General features: G+C 62.5%; 16 protein-coding genes. 9 read left to right on the top strand and 7 right to left on the bottom strand.

The features are described 5' to 3' along the window. Window positions 1–11: 11 nt before the first annotated feature. The 3 genes from AC0L58_RS10535 to AC0L58_RS10545 all read left to right on the top strand — a co-directional run bounded on the left by AC0L58_RS10535 (window position 12) and on the right by AC0L58_RS10545 (window position 4,024). The gene (locus AC0L58_RS10535) at window positions 12–833 is read left to right on the top strand and encodes a helix-turn-helix domain-containing protein (RefSeq protein WP_473683140.1); all 822 of its coding nucleotides are present in this window, start codon (window positions 12–14) and stop codon (window positions 831–833) included. Next, entirely contained in the window at window positions 793–2,814 is a 2,022-nt protein-coding gene (locus tag AC0L58_RS10540; RefSeq protein ID WP_473683142.1) for a M3 family oligoendopeptidase, read from the top strand. The genes AC0L58_RS10535 and AC0L58_RS10540 overlap by 41 nt, the downstream gene beginning before the upstream one ends. Before the next feature lie 70 nt (window positions 2,815–2,884). Beyond that, window positions 2,885–4,024, top strand: coding sequence for a DmpA family aminopeptidase (locus tag AC0L58_RS10545; RefSeq protein ID WP_473683144.1), 1,140 nt, complete (start codon window positions 2,885–2,887; stop codon window positions 4,022–4,024). A 57-nt stretch (window positions 4,025–4,081) separates the two neighbouring features. Here the strand turns inward: AC0L58_RS10545 and AC0L58_RS10550 are convergent, their stop codons facing one another. Then, the gene (locus AC0L58_RS10550) at window positions 4,082–5,215 is read right to left on the bottom strand and encodes an aminotransferase class V-fold PLP-dependent enzyme (protein ID WP_473683146.1); all 1,134 of its coding nucleotides are present in this window, start codon (window positions 5,213–5,215) and stop codon (window positions 4,082–4,084) included. Between the two features lie 434 nt (window positions 5,216–5,649). Here AC0L58_RS10550 and AC0L58_RS10555 point away from each other — a divergent pair, with 434 nt between their 5' ends. Both AC0L58_RS10555 and AC0L58_RS10560 read left to right on the top strand, forming a co-directional pair. Next, window positions 5,650–6,390 carry a class I SAM-dependent methyltransferase gene (locus tag AC0L58_RS10555; protein WP_473683148.1) on the top strand — a complete coding sequence of 247 codons (741 nt, stop codon included), beginning with the start codon at window positions 5,650–5,652 and terminating at the stop codon, window positions 6,388–6,390. 162 nt (window positions 6,391–6,552) lie between these two features. Next, window positions 6,553–7,245, top strand: a complete 693-nt coding sequence (locus tag AC0L58_RS10560) for a DUF4097 family beta strand repeat-containing protein (protein WP_473683150.1) — start codon at window positions 6,553–6,555, stop codon at window positions 7,243–7,245. 75 nt (window positions 7,246–7,320) lie between these two features. Here the strand turns inward: AC0L58_RS10560 and AC0L58_RS10565 are convergent, their stop codons facing one another. Continuing rightward, window positions 7,321–7,989, bottom strand: a complete 669-nt coding sequence (locus AC0L58_RS10565) for an NAD-dependent epimerase/dehydratase family protein (RefSeq protein ID WP_473683152.1) — start codon at window positions 7,987–7,989, stop codon at window positions 7,321–7,323. A gap of 140 nt (window positions 7,990–8,129) precedes the next feature. After that, window positions 8,130–8,687 carry an NADPH-dependent FMN reductase gene (locus AC0L58_RS10570; protein WP_473683154.1) on the bottom strand — a complete coding sequence of 186 codons (558 nt, stop codon included), beginning with the start codon at window positions 8,685–8,687 and terminating at the stop codon, window positions 8,130–8,132. Between the two features lie 219 nt (window positions 8,688–8,906). Here AC0L58_RS10570 and AC0L58_RS10575 point away from each other — a divergent pair, with 219 nt between their 5' ends. From AC0L58_RS10575 to AC0L58_RS10585, 3 genes are read left to right on the top strand one after another with little or no spacing between them, the layout of a single operon-like run. After that, complete coding sequence (locus AC0L58_RS10575) at window positions 8,907–9,857, top strand: DUF5996 family protein (RefSeq protein WP_473683156.1); 951 nt, start codon at window positions 8,907–8,909, stop codon at window positions 9,855–9,857. A gap of 38 nt (window positions 9,858–9,895) precedes the next feature. Further along, window positions 9,896–10,960, top strand: a complete 1,065-nt coding sequence (locus tag AC0L58_RS10580; protein ID WP_473683158.1) for an MBL fold metallo-hydrolase — start codon at window positions 9,896–9,898, stop codon at window positions 10,958–10,960. Between the two features lie 35 nt (window positions 10,961–10,995). Then, complete coding sequence (locus tag AC0L58_RS10585) at window positions 10,996–11,802, top strand: SDR family NAD(P)-dependent oxidoreductase (protein WP_473683160.1); 807 nt, start codon at window positions 10,996–10,998, stop codon at window positions 11,800–11,802. Between the two features lie 88 nt (window positions 11,803–11,890). On the opposite strand, the gene AC0L58_RS10590 is transcribed toward AC0L58_RS10585, so the two are convergent. Next, window positions 11,891–12,256 (bottom strand): DUF6164 family protein, encoded by a 366-nt coding sequence (locus tag AC0L58_RS10590; RefSeq protein ID WP_473683162.1) that lies wholly within the window; start codon window positions 12,254–12,256, stop codon window positions 11,891–11,893. Window positions 12,257–12,338: 82 nt separating this feature from the next. Next, window positions 12,339–12,566: a hypothetical protein gene (locus tag AC0L58_RS10595; RefSeq protein WP_473683164.1), complete on the bottom strand. Its 228-nt coding sequence runs from the start codon at window positions 12,564–12,566 to the stop codon at window positions 12,339–12,341. Between the two features lie 476 nt (window positions 12,567–13,042). Between AC0L58_RS10595 and AC0L58_RS10600 the strand changes: the two genes are divergently transcribed. Beyond that, window positions 13,043–13,699 carry a VPLPA-CTERM sorting domain-containing protein gene (locus tag AC0L58_RS10600; protein ID WP_473683166.1) on the top strand — a complete coding sequence of 219 codons (657 nt, stop codon included), beginning with the start codon at window positions 13,043–13,045 and terminating at the stop codon, window positions 13,697–13,699. Between the two features lie 393 nt (window positions 13,700–14,092). Here AC0L58_RS10600 and AC0L58_RS10605 read toward each other — a convergent pair whose 3' ends face one another. Together AC0L58_RS10605 and AC0L58_RS10610 are read right to left on the bottom strand one after the other, a co-directional pair. Continuing rightward, window positions 14,093–14,362, bottom strand: a complete 270-nt coding sequence (locus AC0L58_RS10605; RefSeq protein ID WP_473683168.1) for a hypothetical protein — start codon at window positions 14,360–14,362, stop codon at window positions 14,093–14,095. A 198-nt stretch (window positions 14,363–14,560) separates the two neighbouring features. Next, a complete protein-coding gene (locus AC0L58_RS10610) occupies window positions 14,561–15,352 on the bottom strand; it encodes a PEP-CTERM sorting domain-containing protein (protein WP_473683170.1) in 792 nt (263 codons plus the stop codon). Window positions 15,353–15,577 lie beyond the last annotated feature (225 nt).

Genomic DNA, 15,577 nt, shown 5'->3' on the forward strand with positions numbered 1-15,577 from the left:
GCACAGAATCCATGACGACACGAGCACATCGCGACCAAACCCTCTTTCGCCGACCAAGCCATCTCCCCGGGGTCGAGCTCGTGCATGCGTCGTATCTGCATCGCGCGTTTCCTTTGCACGCGCATCCCGAGTACGTCGTGGGCACCTTGGTGAGAGGCACGCAAATCCTCCGCGTCAACGATACGGACCATCTCATCGAGACGGGCGACGTGTTGCAGCTTCATCCAGGCGAAGCGCATGCCAATCGGTGCGTCGGAGCGGAAGTGCTTTCCTCCCGCGTTTTCTATCTTCCCGAGCATGTCGTTTCGATCTTCCTGCAAGACGGCATGCGTGTATCACGCCTTGCGTTTGCCGGTCCCAGATCGGCTGACAAGGCGCTCGGACGTGCGCTCCTTGGTGCGCACAGGGCGCTCTGGGCCGCGCCGGAGAGCAGACTCGAACAGGAGGCGGTGATGATGGCGCTGGTCCACGCACTCGCTGCGAACAACACGGAGAATTCCCCGGACACCGAGCTCCCGTCAATTCGCCACGCGATCTCGCGCGCTCGCGATTTCATCGACGAACATTTCCGGGAAGACTTCGGACTCGAGGAATTGGCGACGGCCTGCGGTTTGAGCGTCTATCGCGTGGCCCATCTTTTTCGCGGTGACGTTGGGCTGAGCCCCATTGCCTATCGCAACCAGCGACGTGTTTTTGAGTCACGCGCCGCCCTGCTCGCGGGGCGGCCGATCGCCGAGGTAGCACTGGAGATGGGCTATTGCGACCAGAGCCATTTCACACGTCACTTCCAGCGTGTTCTCGGAATTTCTCCCGGAAAGTACGCCCAGCAATAACGTCCAAGCCAGCACCGTGCACCGTATCTCAGGATTCATGCAAGCACCCCATGCGGAAGAGGGATGGCGTCCGCATGAATCGACCGAATCAAGGAACTCCATGACGTCTCCATGTATCTCCCTTTCCCGCCGCCGCTTCAACACCGCCCTGCTCCTGCTGCCGCTCGGCGCCGGCCTGGGAGGCATCGCGCAGGTCGCAAAAGGCGCAGGTGCCAAGGCCTCAGCCGGCGAAGTACCGACCACCTGGGATCTGGCCGATCTTTTCCCAAGCGCCTCAGCGTGGGACGCAGAAGCCGAAGTGCTGAAGGGATTGGTCCCGTCGCTGGCGCCACCCGCGAATGGGCTGGACAGCGCCGCAACACTGTTCGCCACGCTGAACCATCATGATGCCGTCTCGTTGCGCACCCTGCGTCTGCAGGTGTATGCCATGCTCAAGTCGAGCGAAGACTTGCGCGTTGCAGCCAATGCCCAACGCGCCGCGCGTGCCAATGCGTTGGCGGCTCAACTTAACCAGGCCATGGCCTGGCGCAACCGGGCCCTGCTGGAGCTGGGCGAGAGTCGCGTCCTGGCGATGCTTGCCCAGGACAGCCGGCTGGACATCTACCGCTACCCGCTGACGTCGACTTTCCGTAAGGCCCCTCACACCCTCGATGCCCAGGGGGAAGCGTTGCTGGCTTCGTCCCAGGCCGTCCTCGCTGCGCCCCAGCGAACACGCCAGACTCTGCTCTCATCCGACATCGTGTTTCCGAAAATCGAGCTTCCGTCCGGCAAGCTCCGGCTCGACCTGGAAGGTTACACGACAGCCATGAATACTGCCGGGCCCGCCGACCGCGCCCGCGCGTACGACTTGTTCGCCACGACGCTGCACGGTTATGAACGCACGCTCGGCGACGTGCTTGGCGCCGAGGTAGCCGGTAACGCCTTCCTTTCGAAGGCACGCGGGTATCCGAGTTCGCTGGCCGCCAGTCTGGATGCCACCAATACACCCAGGGCCGTCTATGACACGCTGCTGCGCGAGGTCAAGGCACGCATGCCGCTACACCACCGCTACCTCGAGACCAAGCGCCGGCTGCTGGGCGTGGATCGCCTGGCCATCTGGGACATCAACGCCCCCGCTGTATCCCTGAACCGGAAGTGGACACTCGCGCAAGCGCGCGAAACCACCATGCGCGCAGTGGCGCCGCTGGGGCCCGATTACGCGGGTGAATTCGCCGCCAACACGATGAAGCGATGGGCCGACACCTTGCCGCGGAAAGGCAAGCGCGACGGCGGTTTCGTGATCGGGCAGGCTTACACCCACCCCTATGTGCTGCTCAATTACCGCGAAAACTTCGACAGCCTGTCGACCTACGCACACGAGTGGGGCCATGCCATGCACAGTTGGCTGGCGCGCGCGCAGCCGCATCCACTGTTCGACTTCCCCACGTTCGTGGCCGAGATCCCCTCCAAACTCAACGAATTGCTGTTGCTGGAGTACCTCGCCGCCCACGCCGACACGCGGGAGGAAAAGGTTTTCTACCTCGACCGCTTCTGCGAACAGTATCGCGGCACGCTTTTCATCCAGTCGCTGTTCGCCGACTTCGAGCTGGCCATCAACACGGCCGCCGAACAGGGTGCGCCGCCCTCGGGACCGCAGATGAGCGAGACATACGGCAAGCTCCTCGCGGAATACTACGGCCCCAAGATCCAGATGCATCCGCACAGCAACGTCATGTGGACGCGCGTGGTCCACTTTTACATGGACTTCTACGTTTATCAGTACGCCACCTGCCTGACGGCCGCCACCGCCATGCTCGATGCCATTCATCGCGAAGGCACGCCGGCGCGCGAGCGTTACCTCGACATGCTGCGGGCGGGCAATTCGAACGACGCGTACAAACTCATCGCCGCGGCAGGCGTTGATCTCGCCACGCCAGATCCTTATCGACGAGCGCTGGACCGGTTTGAACGCGCGATCGGGGAGCTCGAGGCGATGGTGTGACCGCCCCCAAGTCACCAGCCGCCGCACGACACGGTAGACTCCGCTTTCCGCCGATGTGGAGGTCCGTCGCATGCGCAACGCCAGCATTCTCGTGGGGCTGCTCTGCCTGGTGTCCGCACCAGCCATGGCCCAGCACAAGAACCTGCGCGAGTACGGCGTCGTGATCGGCGTGCTGCAGCCCGGCACCCTGAACGCCATCACCGACGTGCCGGGCGTCGAGGTCGGCCAGAAAACACTGGTGAAGGGAGACAACATCCGCACCGGCGTGACGGCGATCCTGCCCTACGCGGGAAATGTCTTCCAACACAAGGTTCCCGCCGCGGTATACGTCGGCAATGGCTTCGGCAAACTCATCGGCACTACCCAGATTGCGGAGCTCGGCAATATCGAGACGCCGATCGTGCTGACCAACACCCTGAGCGTCCCGGCAGCGGCCGAGGCCTTGATCGACTACACGTTCTCGTTCCCTGCCAATGGCGACGTGCATTCCGTCAATCCGGTGGTCGGAGAAACCAATGATGGTTACCTGAACGATATCCGCGGTCGCCATGTGGCCCGGCAGGACGTGCTGGACGCCATCGCGTCAGCCGCCGGTGGCAAGGTGCAGCAAGGCAATGTCGGTGCCGGCACCGGCACCGTCGCTTTCGGCTTCAAGGGCGGCATTGGCACGTCCTCGCGGAAATTGCCGGCGAACCTCGGCGGCTACACGGTTGGCGTGCTGGTGCAGACCAATTTCGGTGGCGTGCTGCGCGTCAATGGCGTGTCGATCGGCAAGGCGTTGCACAAGTACTACCTCAGCGACAAATTGAACGAGTCGCCCGACGGTTCGTGCATGATCGTGGTGGCCACCGACGCGCCACTGGGTTCGCGCAACCTCCAGCGTCTTGCCAAGCGGGGAATGCTTGGCCTGGCACGAACCGGCGGCATCGCGTCGAACGGGAGCGGCGATTATGTGGTCGCGTTCTCGACCTACGAGGCAAACCGCGTCGCGTACGACGCGAGGGAACCCACGCGCCAGGTCACTGCGCTGGACAATGACGCCATGTCGCCACTGTTCATGGCCGCGATCGAGGCAACCGAAGAGGCGATCATCAACTCCCTGTTCCAGGCCGACGACATGACCGGGCGCGATGGACACAAGGTCGATGCCCTGCCGGTCGACAAGGTGCTGCGCATCCTCAGGCAACATGGCTATCCGGCATCGCCATGACCGCACGGAGCCGTCAGGACGCGAGCCCGTTTTGATTGGCGGTTGGACCCGCTGCCTTCACCCCTGGATTTGCGCGAGTACGTCGTCCAGCGCCTGCACCGTGCCGTTCACATCCTTGAGCTTGTCGATGCCGAACAGGCCCAGCCGGAAAGTCTTGAAGTCGTCGGGCTCGTCGCAAGCCAGCGGAGTGCCGGCGGCAATCTGCATGCCATGCGCCGCAAACGCACTGCCACCGTGGATGGCGTCGTCGTCGGTGTAGCTCACCACGACACCGGGAGCCTGGAAACCCTCCGCCGCGACGCTGGGCAGGCCACGCCTGGCCAGCAAGGCGCGTACCTTTCGGCCAAGTTCGATTTGTGCCTGGCGGGCGTTGTCCAGACCCAATTCGATGGTTTCAGCCATCGCATCGCGCAGGCGCGCCAGCGCGTCCGTGGGCATGGTGGAGTGGTAGGCGTGACCGCCCTTTTCGTAGGCCAGCATGACGGCGCGCCATTTGGCCAGATCCAGCGTGAAACTGGAGCTTTGCGTCGTCTTGAGGCACGCCTCCGCGTTCGCCGACAACATCACCAGGGCCGCGCACGGCATCGAGCTCCAGGATTTTTGCGGAGCCGAAAGCAGCACATCCACGCCTATCTGTCGCATGTTCACCCAGAGCGCGCCACTGGCGATGCAGTCGAGCACGAACAGACCGCCATGCGCGTGAACAGCCGTAGCCACGCTCTGCAGATAGTCATCAGGCAGCAGGATGCCGGAGGACGTCTCGACGTGCGCGGCGAATACCAGCGCAGGTTTGTGTTCGGCAATGCTGGCCATGACTTCATCAATGGGCGGCGGCACGAACGGAGCCTGATGCGCGGCGCTGGTCGGGCGAGCCTTGAGCACGATCGTGCATGCGGGTATCCCGCCGGTGTCGAGGATCTGGCTCCAGCGATAACTGAACCAGCCATTGCGGATGATCAACACGTCTTTGCCGTGCGCGAACTGACGCGCCACGGACTCCATGCCGGTGGTACCGCCGCCGGGAACGAGCGCGACAGCATCGGCGTGGTAGACCGCTTTCAGATGCGTCGACAGATCGCGCATGACCTGTTGAAAGCGCTGCGACATGTGATTGAGCGCGCGATCGGTGAAGACCACCGAGTATTCGCGCAGACCGTCAGGATCAACGCCGGAAGATCGGGATGTGTGCATGACGTCCACCTTGTTCCAGTGTGGGTTGCCGGCGTGATGCCGCGAGATTGATTGCAACGCAAAAGTGTACCCCGACTCCCGCTGGCGACCGTCTCGACTGCAGCTGAGGCGACGGATCGCAGCTTTGGCGGCACTGACGGAGGTTCCACGCCATAGCAGAGCATCTCGCCGACATCGAACACGCACGGCGGCGACTTGGTCGAAAGGACAAAAGCGGCAGCGAAGGCGAATGGCCCTGACTCAAGCACGGAGTCCCGCCATGTCGTCATTCCTGCGAATGCAGGAATCCAGTGCCTTCGGTCTTCGCCAGACCACCAAAGGCCTCTGGCCCCTCGCTTTCGCGAGGAAGACGAACTTGAGTCGACGCCATTCGGAACGGAGTCGGATTTATGGATAAAGTGCACCCTCCATTTTTGTCCTCCATGAGTCCGCACATGCCGCCCGATCAGCCCACCATGACTTGCGCCAGTCCGACCTACGTCGAAGAGACCCGTATCGGATTCCGCTTCCTCAGCACCTTCGTGTGGCAGCACCATGTGCTGCGCGTGGCCATCAACGATCTCAAGCGCCTGTGCGGCGAACAAGCTCCACGCGGCGGCGTGCTGCTGGATGTCGGTTGCGGCCAGGGCAAATCGTTCAAGCTGTTGCGCGAGGCCTTTGAACCGCAGCGAATGATCGGGCTGGATGCCGATCCGCACAGCCTGGAGCTGTCGCGCGCGGAGGCCGAGCGCCAACAGCTGGGGCTCGAACTGATGGCCAGCGACTGCGCGAGCATCCGCTTGCCGGACGCCAGCGTGGACATCGTCTTCTGCCACCAGACCTTCCATCACCTGGTTGAACAGGAACGCGCGCTGGCCGAATTCTGGCGCGTGCTGAAGCCGGGCGGTTGGTTGCTGTTCGCCGAATCGACCAAGGCATACATCGACACCTGGGTGATCCGCTGGTTCTTCCGTCATCCGATGCATGTGCAGAAAAGCGCCGACGGTTACCTGCAGATGCTGCGCGAGCAGGGCTTCCGTTTCGACCAGGAGCAGGTATCGCTGCCCTATTTGTGGTGGAGTCGCGCCCGCGATTTCGGCCTGCTCGAACGCTGGCACTTGAAGCGTCCGCCGCCACCGGGCCAACGCGAGGAAACGCTGGTCAACGTGGCTGCGCGCAAACCCGCCGAGGCTTGATCCCGTACAGCGGCCGGAGCGGATGCCCAGCGGGCCCTCTGTACTGCCGGGGAACGCGCCATGGTTTCGAGGGACCCTGGCAAAAGGCCTATTGGCAAACGACCGGCGCTGCTGCAGGATCATTTTCCCGGGTCCTTTCTCCGTCACGCGCACGAGGCTGCCATGCGACGCGCACGTCTGGCCACATACGTCTTCACCCTGCTGGTATTGCCACTCGCCCTCGCCGCCTGCGTGAACGGCGTCAACGGCTCCGTGGAGGTTGCTGCGGGCACCCACGTCTCCGACGCAAGGACGGTGAACGGCTCGGTACATCTGCAGACCAACGCCAGGGCCGACAAGGCAACCACAGTCAACGGGTCCATCCAGCTCGCCAGCGGCGCGCAAGCGGGCTCGGCCACTACCGTCAACGGCGACATCACGCTCGGAGAGAACGCCACGGTTTCGGGCGACGCAACGACGGTCAATGGCGCGCTCAACCTTGCGGCAGGCTCGGCCGTGAACGGTGCCCTGACCAACGTCAACGGTCGCATCCAGATCAATGGCGCCCACGTCGGCCATGGCATCACCACGACGAATGGGGATATACACATTGCGGGCAACGCCGTGGTCGATGGCGGCATCGACGTGGGAAAGACCAGCGACAACGGCAAGGGAAACAGCATCTTCGGTTTCCACTTCAACTTCGGCGACAACCACGTGCCGCGAATCGTGATCGGCGCGGGCGCCAGCGTGAACGGCCCGTTGACCTTCAAACGACCGGTCAAGCTCTACATCAGCGAACAAGCCAGAGTTGCCGGGCCGATCAGTGGCGCCAACGCGGTGAAATTTTCAGGCGCCACCCCACCGAACTCGTAGACGGCACCGTTCGGAAACTGTCGCTGACATTTCCCTGGTTCGTTTGCCCGGCAGGGCGGCATCGCATGTTTCGACTCAGCGCGAGGCCAGCGCCTGCAGGTCGGCCCATTCATGGATATGCACGCCCTTCGCGCCGTCGCTGGCGGCGCCCAACATCGCTCGCGCAACGTCCACGCCCGCAATGCCGCGGTACTTGCGCGCGCCGCCCACCAGCATCCAGTCGATCGCCGGCCACACCGCGATGATGAAGCGCTCGAGCGGTCGATTCTCCTCTCGCTGCCCCAGCAACTGGGAAGGCCGGAAGATGTGCGTGCGCGCGATGCCCAGTGCGGTGACATCGCGCTCGGCCTCACCCTTGGTACGGAGGTAGAACACCGACGAGCCCGGATCCGCACCGACAGCCGAGACCAGAAACACGCCCGACGCACCGCGTGACTGTGCCAGCGCGGCAGCCTGCACGGGGTAGTCGTGGTCGATGCGGTAGTAGGCGGCCTCATCGGGCTCCTTGGCCTTGGTCGTGCCGAGAGCGATGAAGACGTCGTCCACGTCAATCCGCTCGGCCAATGAGGGCAGCGTGTCGAGATCGCCGACGAGCGTGACCAGCTTTGCGTGTGCCACGCCCGGATCGCGCCGGACGACGATCGTGACGCGGTCGTAATCGGTACTCGCGAGCAGCATCGGCAGCAGTTGCGAGCCGATGAAGCCGGTGGAGCCGAAAACCAGTGCTTTCTTCATGGCGGCCATGCGCAATGTGATGGTGGAGGGCGCGCCAGCGTGCGCGCAGGCCCCGAAAATGTGCGTGATTCTCAGACTCCGGTCACTTGTGCCTGTCACCCGTGGAGGGCTGGCCCGTTGAGGCGCGACCCTCCAGACCCATCCCGGATTCAGCGCATGCTCTTCAGCGCCTTGGCCCAAAGGGCCATGGTGTCCAGCAGGGTGCTGGCGCTCCGCTCATGAACCTCGGTCGGCGTGAACGTGCCATCCACCAGGTGATTGGCCACCATCGGAATCATCACCTGCTGCTTGATCGGCACCATCTCGACGGTGGTCAGGATGTGCTTGGCGGTCTCGGTCGAACGAATGCCGCCCGAGATGCCGCCATAGCTCACGAAGCCGGCCGGCTTGTAGTTCCATTCCTTGTACAGGTAATCAATCGCGTTGATGAAAGACGGCGGCGCCGTGTAGTTGTACTCCGGCAGCACGAAGATGAACGCATCCGACTCGCCAACGATCTTCGACCAGCGCTTGGTGTGCGCGTGCTCGTATTTCTGCATGGCGGGATGATTGGGTTCATCCAGCAGCGGCAGGTCGACCTCTGCAAGATCCACAAACCCGATTTCGAAACCGGCCGGGTTGGCCTGGGCATGGGCGTGGAACCAATCCGCGACGGTCTTGCCGACCCGGCCGGGGCGGGTGCTGGTCAGGACGATGGTCAGTTTCATCAAACAGTCTCCTTGGGATTGCCAGGTTTGAATGCCGGCGTGATCGGCGCCGATGGGTTGTTTCAGGCCCGGCCGGCTCGTTGTCGATCGTGTTGTTTGGCACGACCCTCTTTCATGCGAAAGTCTGAACCTTGCAGCCTACGTTGGTGAAAGAGAACGGACGGTGACGCAGTGCATGGCCGCAGTATGCAGCCCATAACGCAAAAGAGGAGTACTGGCATGATCGATATCGCGAGCCCGAACCGGTGGCCCGAACTGCCTGCCCTCGCGGATTGGCAGGGCACCGCTGACACCGTGCACATGTGGTCGCAGATCGTGGGCAAGATACGCCTGGAACTTGGCCCCTGGATCAATCATTCCTGGGGCAACGCACTGTACGTGACTCCACGTGGGCTGACGACGTCGCCCATTCCATACCAAGGCCGAAGCTTTGCGATCGACTTTGATTTCGCCAATCACGCGCTCGCTGTGCGCACCTCCGATGGGGACGAACGCCATTTCGGGCTGCGCCCCATGACTGTGGCCGCATTTTACCGCCAGCTGATGGACAGCCTGCGCGAACTGGGCATCCGGGTCGATATTTTCACGCGTCCGGTCGAGGTCGAAGTCGCCATTCCGTTTGAAAGCAACACGTCGGACACAAGCTACGATGCCGAGGCCATGCATCGCTTCTGGCAGGCGCTGGTGCAGGTGGACCGCGTGTTGACCGTGTTTCGCGCACGCTTTCTCGGCAAAGTCAGCCCGGTTCACCTGTTCTGGGGCTCGTTCGATCTGGCCGTGACGCGCTTTTCTGGCCGCAACGCACCACCTCATCCGGGCGGCGCGCCGAACTGCGCCGACTGGGTCATGCGAGAGGCCTATTCCCACGAACTCTCCAGCGCCGGGTTCTGGGCGGGGTCTGGTCTCGGCGAAGCAGCGTTCTACGCTTACGCCTATCCGGCGCCGGACGGCTTCGCCGAGTATCCGGTCAAGCCGGCGGCGGCCTATTATCACCAGGGCTTGGGCGAATTCGTTCTGCCTTACGAGGCCGTGCGCAGGGCCGATGTGCCCGACGACGCACTGCTGGCCTTCCTGCAAAGCACCTACGAGGCTGCGGCCGAGGCTGGCGAGTGGGATCGCGCTGCGCTGGACTATCCTGTCGACCACAGCGGCAATCGGCGTGTGACGTAGAAGCGTGGGCCGATCATCAACATGCACGGGGTGGTTCGATGAGCATCATTCGTGAGAGCAAGTACTTCGACGGCACGCGCAACGCGGCGCGACCGTTGGAGCGCATCGACAATGTGCGCGAGGCGGCCGGGGATTTCCGTCGCGACCTGCTGGCGCAATCGAAGGTGTTGTTCTACCGCTCATTCGAGCTGGTGCGGGTGCCATACCCGACCAGGTTCGCCTACCTCAATGCATTCAGTTCGTTCTCGCCGTACCTGCATCTGGTCAATCGATTGTTCGTGATCCAGTTCCAGTCGACCGAGGGCGTCAAGACGTTGCTGGCATCGCCTTCGGACTGGGAGCACCAGAAAGAGACCCCATTCTTCACCCGGCTGGGCAAGAAAAGCGGCCCGTTCGAGAGCATGGTCGAACGTCTGATCTTCAAGAAGACCAACACCGTGCTGAACTGCCTCGCCAGCATCGGCCTCGGGCCCGAGGACATCGACTACCTCACCTACGACCACCTGCACACACAGCGGGTGACGCGCTGGCTCGGCAATGACGAGCAGCCGGCTATCTTCCCCAACGCGAAACTGCTGGTGATGCGCGAGGAATGGGAGAGCGCGCAGTCGCTTATTCCCTGGCAGAACCAGTGGTACTGTCCGGACGGCGTCAAGCACGTGCCGCCGAACAAGGTGGTGCTGCTCGATCACGACGTGTTCCTTGGCGAAGGCGTGGCACTGGTGCGCACCAAGGGACATACCGAAGGCAACCACTCGATCGTGGCCTCCACCGACGGCGGCGTGCATGTCACCAGCGAGAACGGCGTATCGCTGGACGCGTACGCACCACTGCATTCACGCGTGCCCGGGGTGGCGGAGTTCGCGCGCTACACCGGCGCCGAGGTGATCCTCAACGGCAATACGCTGGAATACGGCGTGGACCAGTACATCTCGATGATCCAGGAAAAGGAAATCGCCGGGCCGTCGCCACGCTTCGACGGCTACCCGAACATGGCGCCCAGCTCCGAAGCACAGGGACACTGGCTGTTCCCGCGCACGCATCCCACCGTCAGCGTGGGCGATCTGCAGTACGGTACGTTGCAGCTGCCGAGGCGCGCGTAACCGTCATTATCCTGCTCTGTACGGAAACTGAAGCGTTGAAGACCTACCTTGTTACCGGCGCAGCCTCCGGCATCGGCGCGCAACTGGCCACGGCCTTGCTTCAGCGTGGCGAGCGCGTCTGCGCCACGGACGTCAACCCGGCACCGATGGAATCGCTGCAGCCATTTGCAGCCACTCCCGAACAGCTGTGGATCACGGCGCTGGATGTACGCGATGCGGCAGCGTGGGATGGCTTGTTCGATCAACTGCAGCAGCGCTGGGGCCAGCTCGACGTTCTGGTGAACGTGGCCGGCGTACTCAAGCCAGGCTACTGCCATGAATCCACCGCGGCCGACGTGGACTTCCACATCGACATCAACACCAAGGGCACGATTCATGGCACCCGCGCCGCAGCGCGGCTGATGAAGGCGCAAGGCCACGGCCATATCGTCAACGTGGCTTCGCTGGCCGGCATCGCCGCGATCCCCGGACTGTCGCTGTACAGCGCCTCGAAGTTCGCGGTGCGCAGCTACACGCTCGCAGTGGCGCAGGAACTGCGCGACAGCGGAGTCAAGTTGACCGTGGTCTGTCCCGACGCCGTACAGACGCCAATGCTGGAGCTGCAGGTCGATTACGAACAGGCCGCCCTGACCTTTTCCGGCGGGCGCTCGCTGAGCACGCAGGAAGTCGTGGACGCGATCCTTGATCGCGCACTGACCAAGGCGCCACTCGAAATCATCATGCCAGCCAGCCGCGGCTTCGTCAGCAAGCTGGCCAACTTCTTTCCCGGCTTGAGCCTGCTCGTGCTCGGCGGCCTACTCAGGAAGGGACGCCGCAAGCAACAACAGGCCAGGCAACACTAGACCGGAACGCTCGACACTCGCTGCAAACTGCATGCGCCGTGCTGGTGGGAAGCCAGGAGCACCCATTCACTTTTCCCGACCGGCAGCCCTACCCGCGCAGCAGGAAAAACGGAAGCGTCACCAGGGCCAGCGCGAAAAGTATGCCCAACACACTCAGCACGACGCGCGCGGGATCTGCACGAAGCAGCGTGATGAACGTGTCTGCGGTGCCGGCGCGCCTGGCAGCGGCGTATTCGGCACGGGCACGTGTGGCGCGCTGCTGCTGGTACTTGTCCATCGCACGCCTGGCATCCGCAAAATCGGAGTCTTCAGTGATCCAGATTCCGCCGGCCGAGACACCCCAGATGCTGGGCCTGGTTTCGTAGAACGCGATCCTGTGCGCGTCGAGCATCGCGCGCACATCGTCGGCCTCGTCATCGGGGACATTACGCAGATTCATGAGCAGCTTGGACATGCCGCGATGATAGCCGCCCTGGCTCCCTCAGGCCTGCGTGGGGTCGGGACGGAATCCCGTGAACCCCAACCACTTTTCAGGGCTATCCGAGTTCGGGTACTTCCCCCGACTCGAACAACACTCGCGGCGTGCCGTAGTCTCCGCTGTCTTCGTCCACATCCATGCTGTAGGCAATGACGCCGACATGCTTGTCAGCCAGCAACCCTGCCCGGCGCGCCGCCTCGTCAGCCGTTTTGAACTGCAGGACGGCGCCTGGTTTCAAGCCGTCCTTCGCACGGTCGAACGGCTGTACCACGTGGATGGTTTCCATATCGCGTCCCGGGTGGAAGCAAGCATGACGGATCAAGTCATGGTCGCACGATGAACTCCAGCCACGACATGGTGGCACTGCCTGTCGCGGCCATAATTGTCGAGATAATTTACAAAATTGGCTGATGGAAGAACCGGCGTCTCCCCAAGTCACTGATTTTAAACACATCATGACGCGGCACGCATTTTGCTGGTTTTTGACTGACCGCGAACCGGCATCGAGTAATTTGCGGCCATCGAAACGTACGCCCCGAGAGGGAACGCCAGGCCGATTGGGAGACCAGTCACTACCAAGCCAAGGCCCATCTCCGGGGGTTTGTCAGTCCACAGGGGGACATCATGAAATCTAGATTACCGATATGGATCGCGGCGCTCGGCCTGACGGTCGTTTTTTCCAGCGCCTCGGCCACGGTGCTGAACGATACCTACCACGGTGGCAACGGGCACGGTCGCGGGGACGTGATCAGCAGCCCCGGAGTGACCACCTTCAATATCGACAGCATGGAAGGAAGTCGGTCCGGCAACCAGCTCACCGTCATCATACATACCAAATTCGCCGGGCACGCCGGCATAGATGCGCAGTGGACCAAGAATGGTACGGGGATAGGCTACGGCGATCTGTTCCTCTCAACCGGCTGGACGCCGAAGGGCTCAAGCCCTTACGACAGCGACAATGCCGCCAACGGCAATCACTGGACATACGCGTTTTCGCTGGACAACCCGCTCAGCAACACGGGTGGCACCGGCACCGTCTACGCGCTTGGCGCTGGTAGCGCTGGCAACCACAACCCCGACGCGCTGCTCTCCGACGACTTCATGAATTGCGCCGGCCGCTGCATCTACCGCAATGGGCAGGAAGTGGCGGTGAACAAGTCCCGGGCGACTGCGACGAACAACACCGGGTCGTGGACTGTCGGCAGCGACTTTCTGAGTTTCAGTTTTGATACGACGGGCCTGAACCTTGATCCCAACAGCTTCGGCTTCCATTGGACCATGTATTGCGGCAACGACGTCATCGAGGGCCTGGATCCCGTGACCGTCCCGGAGCCGAAGCCTGCCGGCATCTTTCTGCTGGGCCTCGGGCTGATCGGGCTGGGTGTGATGCGGCAACGCAAAGCCGCCCGGCAGTCGTGAAGCGATTCCGTCGTTGCGTCATGCACCTATCGATGTTGTAGTCGAAATGGACACTGGCTGAGAGGGAAAGGCGTAGTTCATGGAGTTCGCATCAGTCGCCGGATGCACAACTCTGCAGCGCCACCCTCGTCAGCCTTGCCTCATCCGGGGCACGCGTCATGGATGACGCCGACACTCCCCAGCCGGAGCTTTCACGACAGACAAGACGCCAGGCAAGTCCTGGCGTCTTTGCTTGTGGGGGTCAAGGGGATCAACAGGACTCAGCCGGCGCCGGGTGTGGGCCGCAAACTTCATCGCGGCGTTCACGACCCGCAAACTCCCGGCCAATCCGGCCCCGCTACCATGCCAGCAAGAACCCTGGAGCCACCCGGTCGCGCCGGACCGCGGGCTGGCTCACTCCTGCGGTGGCTCGGGCTGCAACTTCTCCCACACTTCCTCAAGATCCGTGATCATGGCTTCCAGCGCGTCGTGAAGCTGTCCCTGGCGGTCCATCAGATCACCGATCTGCTCGGTGCGCTTGAGGCCGGACAATCTGCCCTCGAACAACATCCACGCGCTGGATAGCGCTTCAATATTGTTCTTGGAGTAATGCTGCATCTCCTTCAACTGAGCCAGCGTGTCCTGTACGTAGTCGGCGTCGGTCTTGGCAATATCTTCGGACATCGATCTCTCCACCAGGCAAAAACGGGTCACACCCTGTGAAGACTGACCAATCGTTTGTGTGCAGCAAGTGAGTTGGCTTGGGGCTGAAGCGGGAAGCGACGAGTGGCGGGACTCCCGCATGGCAAGCTCGCCAGTCGAGCAGCGCGGTGAGAGGTGTTGTCCGCGCTGCTCGCTTCAGTGGCCCGCTGCATACCCGGCTTATCGGACCCTGCGTGACTCCGCCCAGCGGCGCCATCCAAACAGTGCCACCAGCGCAGCGCCAAACATCCACAGCAAGTCCGGTTCCGGTACCGAGGCCGTGGCGAACGGTGCGAATGGCAAGACTTCGTATCCGTCGGCAGTCGGCGTGATGACCTTCATTCCATAGGCCAACCCGCCCGGCCAGGATGGTCCGAAGAATTCGGGAGCTGTCACCCCGAAACTCCACAAGTCCAGGTAGTTGCCATTGTCCAGCGTGAACATCACGCCCATCAGGTCCAGGAATCCTCCGGAAAACGGATAGACGAGATCCCCGTTCACATAACAGATCAGAGGCGAGCCGTTCGGGTAGAACAAATTGTCGTAGGAAACACCGTCGTGGTCGCCGTAGCCCGGAATGGAAAACAGACTGTAGCTGTCCGGCAGCACTTCGCCGGCCGGTAGCGGTGCGTGGTTGAGAGCCTGCACGCCGGTGATGCCTGCTCCATTGAAGCTGCCGCTTGCCGTTGAGATCGTCAAGGGGGGATGTGCGGGATTGACCACGTCGGCTCCTGCGGCCGGGGCGAGTGTCAAGTCGGCGTAACCGTTGCCGGCAGCTCCGTGGAAGTTGATGCGGACGACGTTGGCGCTGGCCATCGGAACGAGTACAAACAGGACCAACGCTGCCGCGGTAACAAATCCGGTGCGCACGATCCCGGGTCTTTGGGTATTCATCTGTCTTACCCTCACTTCGTGGACTCCCTGCGCGTAGTCGCAGGTCCGTCGGTTACCCCTGTCAACTTCGTTGAGCATCAAATATGCCAATGATTCAAATGACTGTTCTTGCGAAACTTGACCTGCACAGGACGCGGCGGAACGGCAAATTTTGTAAAGAATGGCGACAGTTTCCGGAAACGGCCATCGACAAGCTTCACGCCGCGCTGGAGCCCTGGGAGTTCGGCCCCTGGCCCATCCGGCGTGGCATGAATTGGCCGATGTCCGTGTGTCGATCTGCGCGCCCTCCATGCGTCGAGGAAC

This window comes from Rhodanobacter sp. G2-10, from assembly GCF_055809185.1.

Excerpts from the sequence above, each read along its gene's own strand:
- AC0L58_RS10535 (WP_473683140.1), top strand. The coding sequence starts at position 12 with ATGACGACACGAGCACATCGCGACCAAACCCTCTTTCGCCGACCAAGC.
- AC0L58_RS10545 (WP_473683144.1), top strand. The coding sequence starts at position 2,885 with ATGCGCAACGCCAGCATTCTCGTGGGGCTGCTCTGCCTGGTGTCCGCA.
- AC0L58_RS10550 (WP_473683146.1), bottom strand. The coding sequence starts at position 5,215 with ATGCACACATCCCGATCTTCCGGCGTTGATCCTGACGGTCTGCGCGAA.
- AC0L58_RS10555 (WP_473683148.1), top strand. The coding sequence starts at position 5,650 with ATGCCGCCCGATCAGCCCACCATGACTTGCGCCAGTCCGACCTACGTC.
- AC0L58_RS10560 (WP_473683150.1), top strand. The coding sequence starts at position 6,553 with ATGCGACGCGCACGTCTGGCCACATACGTCTTCACCCTGCTGGTATTG.
- AC0L58_RS10565 (WP_473683152.1), bottom strand. The coding sequence starts at position 7,989 with ATGGCCGCCATGAAGAAAGCACTGGTTTTCGGCTCCACCGGCTTCATC.
- AC0L58_RS10570 (WP_473683154.1), bottom strand. The coding sequence starts at position 8,687 with ATGAAACTGACCATCGTCCTGACCAGCACCCGCCCCGGCCGGGTCGGC.
- AC0L58_RS10575 (WP_473683156.1), top strand. The coding sequence starts at position 8,907 with ATGATCGATATCGCGAGCCCGAACCGGTGGCCCGAACTGCCTGCCCTC.
- AC0L58_RS10580 (WP_473683158.1), top strand. The coding sequence starts at position 9,896 with ATGAGCATCATTCGTGAGAGCAAGTACTTCGACGGCACGCGCAACGCG.
- AC0L58_RS10590 (WP_473683162.1), bottom strand. The coding sequence starts at position 12,256 with ATGTCCAAGCTGCTCATGAATCTGCGTAATGTCCCCGATGACGAGGCC.
- AC0L58_RS10595 (WP_473683164.1), bottom strand. The coding sequence starts at position 12,566 with ATGGAAACCATCCACGTGGTACAGCCGTTCGACCGTGCGAAGGACGGC.
- AC0L58_RS10605 (WP_473683168.1), bottom strand. The coding sequence starts at position 14,362 with ATGTCCGAAGATATTGCCAAGACCGACGCCGACTACGTACAGGACACG.
- AC0L58_RS10610 (WP_473683170.1), bottom strand. The coding sequence starts at position 15,352 with ATGCTCAACGAAGTTGACAGGGGTAACCGACGGACCTGCGACTACGCG.